The organism is Ruegeria sp. K11 (assembly GCF_056531905.1).
The window spans coordinates 1-4,206 of record NZ_JBQFMP010000036.1 but is presented as its reverse complement, the minus strand read 5'-3'; the positions used below and the strand labels follow the sequence as shown (position 1 = coordinate 4,206).

The window sequence follows — 4,206 nt, the reverse complement described above, 5'->3', positions numbered from 1 at the left end:
CCGATGGCAGCAGATCGCAGCGGTCAAACGCGTTGGTGTTTTCGCGATACGTCACCTCATCATCGGCACCGCCGTCGATATAGTTGAAGATTGGTCCCGGCAGGCGGCGCTTGGCCAGTTCACGGAAATCGTGGAAGTTATGACAATCTTTCAGGCGCATAGTTCTTCCTTTTTGAATTGAAAACCCCTGTCTGGTTTCAAGAGTGTTTCAGGCGCCGTCAGGCATATGTCGGAATACGTCGTGAAACTCATCCGGTGTTGCCTGCGCCATTGCCTGGATGTTTCGCGTCAGGCTAGTCGCCTTTGAGGTGCCGATCAGGACCGATGATGTCAGTTGGTGGGACTTCGCAAAGTGCAACGCAGCCGTCGCCAGAGGCAGACCAAGCCCTTCGGCTTTGTCCTGCAACACCCGGACCCGGTCCAGTATTTCGGGCGAGGCTGGTCGATAGTCATAGGTCGCGCCTTCCACGGGGCCAGTAGCAAGAATGCCCGAGTTCAGCACGCCTCCGAGCACAAGGCTGGTACCTTGTGCGTGGCATTGCGCGGTCAGGGCCTCTTCGGCGGAACGGTCCAGCAACGTCAGGCGGCCTGCAAGCAGGATGACGTCAATCGGGCCGTGGTTCATGACATCGAGACAGATTTCGTTTTCGTTCACCCCCAGACCAAACGCACGGATGCGGCCCTGTTCCTTCAGCTTCACCAACCGGTCGTACCCGCTGCCCAGAAACGCCTCCATCTGGGCTGCGTTGTCGGCACCATGGGTATAAGTGCCGATGTCATGCACAAATACGATATCCGCCATGGTGGTCTGTAGCCGCTCCAGACTGCTTTCCAGCGAAGCCTCGATCCCGTCGCCCGAATAGTCATAACGCACGTCATTGGGCAGCGGGTTTACGAACCCGTCCGCCTCGGCCATCGCTTGCCCCGGGGACAGCACCCGGCCAACCTTGGTCGAGATCACATAGTCCGACCGGGGCTTGCCCGACAGGAACTGGCCCAAACGCTGTTCCGACAGGCCGCGCCCATAATGCGGGGCGGTGTCGAAATACCGAATTCCGGCGTCCCACGCAGTGCTTAGGACGTCTTGCACATCCGCGTCCGAGGCTTCACGGTAGAGGTTGCCAATGCTGGCGCAACCAAAGGACAGTTCAGTCACTTTCAGGTCGGTGTTACCGATTTGGTTGGTTTTCATCTTTGACTCCAAAAAACGGCCCGCATCCTACGATCCATAAAGCAGGTTCGGCAACCACAGGACCAGCGAAGGGACGAAAGTCAACAGCAGAAGGACGCCCAGCAAGGGAACAAGGAACGGTAGGGTCGCGCGAACACATTGTTCGAATGGCACCTTCGACACCCGCGACAGGACGAACAGAACCATGCCGACCGGCGGGGTCAGCAACCCCAGCATGAGATTGAGAATGACGATGATCCCCAGATGCACCGGGTCGATACCAAATTGCGCGGCCACCGGCATCAGTACCGGCACAAGGATCGAGATCGCGGCGATGGTCTCCATGAACAGGCCGACGATCAGGACCACGGCCATGATCAGCAACAGGACGACGGCCTTACTGTCGGTGAAGGACAGCACGAATTCCGCGAAATGTGCGGCAACCTGATTGGCGGTCAGAATCCAGGCAAAGACCGAGGCCGCGCCCACGATCATCATGATCGCCGCCGTTGTCTCGATGGTTTCCAGCGAGATCACGGCCAGTTTCCGAACCGTCAGCGTGCGATAGACCAAAGTGCCGAGGATCAGCGCATAGGCTGCGGCCCCGATGGCGGCCTCGGTTGGGGTGAAGGCACCTGACACGATGCCACCCACGATGATGACCGGGGTCATCAGCGGCAGGAAGGCTGCTTTGAACCGCGTGGCGATGACCGACGGGCTGAAGTTCACGTCGCGCGGATAGTTCCGCGTGCGCGACATCCACCATATCATAATCGACAGCGACAGCGCCATCAGAAGGCCCGGTACGATACCGGCGACAAACAGCTTGCCGATCGAAACCGAGGCCATGACGCCAAAGATCACCAAAGGCAGAGACGGCGGAATGATCGGCCCGATGGTGGATGAGGCTGCGGTAACGCCGACGCTGAAGTCATCATCATAGCCCGCTTCACGCATAGCCTTGATTTCAATCGCACCAAGCCCGCCTGCATCAGCAACGGCAGCACCCGACATACCGGCAAAGATGATGCTTGCGCCGACGTTCACATGACCCAGTCCGCCATGCATCCAGCCAACGATGGCACGGGCAAAGCCGAAGATACGCGCGGTGATCCCGGCGGAATTCATCAGCGCCCCGGCCAGAATGAAGAAGGGGATCGCCAGCAGCGGGAAGCTGTCCATGCCGTTGACCATGTTGTGCATCAACAGCACCGGCGGCAGCCCGGAATAGAGGATGTAGGCGAAGGACGACAGTGCCAGCGAAAACGCGATCGGCACGCGCATCAGCATCAGGCCGAACAGGGATACGAAAAGAATGATCAGGCCCATTTGTCGACGCCTTCCTTCAACTGCTTCACCCGCGCGACGATCTGATAGGTGACAACCCCCAGATTTCCGACCGCCAGTACCATGACCGCGGTGTGCAGGTAGTATTTCGGGAATGGCAACGAGACCATTTGCTGGAACGAGGTGCGCTGGATCAGCTCCCACGCCGACCAGATGATGACGGCGAACAGAACGAAGGTCGCAACCAGTGCAAAGACATGCACCCAGCTGAGCAGGCGGCCATAGTACTTATCGACGAATTCCAACACGATATGGCTGCCGACCGCCTGACACCGGATCGCACCGGCAAAACCCAGAAGGATCAGCAGATACCGCGCCGCTTCTTCGGTCCAGGCGATGGAGTCGTTCAGCACATAGCGGGTGAAGAACTGCAAGAAGACCACGCCGAACAGCAAACCGAACAGCGCCAGCAGACCATAATCTGCCACGGTGATACAATAGTTCCGAAAATGCGCGTCATCTTCGGCGGCAAGGGCGTCAAAATCTATTTCGGGCGGGGCGTCGGACATCGGGACATTCCTCGTGCATAAAGGCCGGGCCCGACGGTGCGCCGGGCCCGGTATTGTAGATTATTCCTGGATCGCTTGCAGACGTTCGAAGGTCTCAGCGTCCCACGGAACTGTGTCACCACTCAGCAAAGGTGCAACCGCTGCCATGAACGGCGCGCGATCCACTTCGTTCACGGTCACGCCCTGTTCACGGAACCAATCGGCCAGCTCGGCCTCGGACTGCACGATCTCATCCGACGTTGCGGAAGCGGCTTCGGCCAGCGCATCCAGCAGCGCCTGACCGTCGTCGCCCATCTTGCCCAGCGTCACGGGCGAGACCACAACCGCCAGCGAGTTGGTGATGTGTCCGGTCAGGTTGATGTTCGACTGCACTTCGTAGAACTTCTTGAACTGGATGGTCGGCAGCGGGTTTTCCTGTGCGTCCACAACGCCTTGCTGCAGCGCCAGGTACACTTCGGCAAAGGCCATCGGGGTCGGGTTCGCGCCGGTGGCTTCCGGGAACATCTGATAGGCTGGTGCATTCGGCGTACGGATCTTCAGGCCGTCCATATCGGCCGGTTCAAGGATCGGCTTGTTCGAAGTCACGTGACGCGCGCCATAATAGGTCATGGTCGCAATCGTGTTACCCGAGATGTTCTTGTATTCAGTGGCCATCTCGTCAAACAGGTCCGAGTTTACATAAGCCTTCCAGTGGTCATAGGACCGCATGGTAAACGGATAGTCCGAGATGCTGATCGGGCCATAGGACTGCCCCAGGAACGCTACGCCGGTATAGATCGCATCGACCGTGCCCAGCGACAGCGCTTCGTTCAGCGCGGCCTCTTTACCCAGTTGCGAGGCCGGGAAGACCTCCATCTTATAGCGACCATCGGTCTTTTCCTCGAGCAGCTCGGCGGCTTTCACAGCAGCGGCATGATACGGGGTCGAAGCCTCATAAACATGGCCGAAACGCAGCACTTCTTGCGCCAGACCAGCCGTCGCGCTGAGCGCAACAATACAGGCGGCCCCAAAGGCCGCTTTACCAAAATTGTACATTTTGTCTTTCCTCCAAGGTTGGGTTGAAAGCCGCCCGACTGTTGTTGCCCTTGTGCTCAGGCGGCTGGGTTTATTCCGCTGCCAGTTTCGACAGGAAACGGAAATCTCTGATACTTTCGGGTTTCATCTCGATTGAGAATCCGG

5 protein-coding genes are annotated in these 4,206 nt (G+C 58.5%); all 5 read right to left on the bottom strand.

Annotated elements, in window-relative coordinates:
• Positions 1-160: alpha-hydroxy-acid oxidizing protein (locus tag ACR0K4_RS22865; RefSeq protein WP_480522295.1), on the bottom strand; the 160-nt coding region annotated here is incomplete at its 3' end.
• 48 nt (positions 161-208) lie between these two features.
• On the bottom strand, positions 209-1,192 hold the full coding sequence (locus tag ACR0K4_RS22860) for an aldo/keto reductase (RefSeq protein WP_480855901.1): 984 nt from the start codon (positions 1,190-1,192) through the stop codon (positions 209-211).
• Between the two features lie 27 nt (positions 1,193-1,219).
• Positions 1,220-2,500 carry a TRAP transporter large permease gene (locus ACR0K4_RS22855; RefSeq protein WP_480534349.1) on the bottom strand — a complete coding sequence of 427 codons (1,281 nt, stop codon included), beginning with the start codon at positions 2,498-2,500 and terminating at the stop codon, positions 1,220-1,222.
• A complete protein-coding gene (locus ACR0K4_RS22850; RefSeq protein ID WP_480522293.1) occupies positions 2,491-3,027 on the bottom strand; it encodes a TRAP transporter small permease in 537 nt (178 codons plus the stop codon). Before ACR0K4_RS22850 ends, ACR0K4_RS22855 begins: the two co-directional genes overlap by 10 nt.
• 60 nt (positions 3,028-3,087) lie before the next feature.
• Positions 3,088-4,062: a sialic acid TRAP transporter substrate-binding protein SiaP gene (locus ACR0K4_RS22845; protein WP_480522294.1), complete on the bottom strand. Its 975-nt coding sequence runs from the start codon at positions 4,060-4,062 to the stop codon at positions 3,088-3,090.
• Positions 4,063-4,206: the final 144 nt, after the last annotated feature.

What these genes read in the sequence shown, in the direction of transcription:
- ACR0K4_RS22860 (WP_480855901.1), bottom strand. Translation starts at nt 1,192, where the DNA reads ATGAAAACCAACCAAATCGGTAACACCGACCTGAAAGTGACTGAACTG.
- ACR0K4_RS22855 (WP_480534349.1), bottom strand. Translation starts at nt 2,500, where the DNA reads ATGGGCCTGATCATTCTTTTCGTATCCCTGTTCGGCCTGATGCTGATG.
- ACR0K4_RS22850 (WP_480522293.1), bottom strand. Translation starts at nt 3,027, where the DNA reads ATGTCCGACGCCCCGCCCGAAATAGATTTTGACGCCCTTGCCGCCGAA.
- ACR0K4_RS22845 (WP_480522294.1), bottom strand. Translation starts at nt 4,062, where the DNA reads ATGTACAATTTTGGTAAAGCGGCCTTTGGGGCCGCCTGTATTGTTGCG.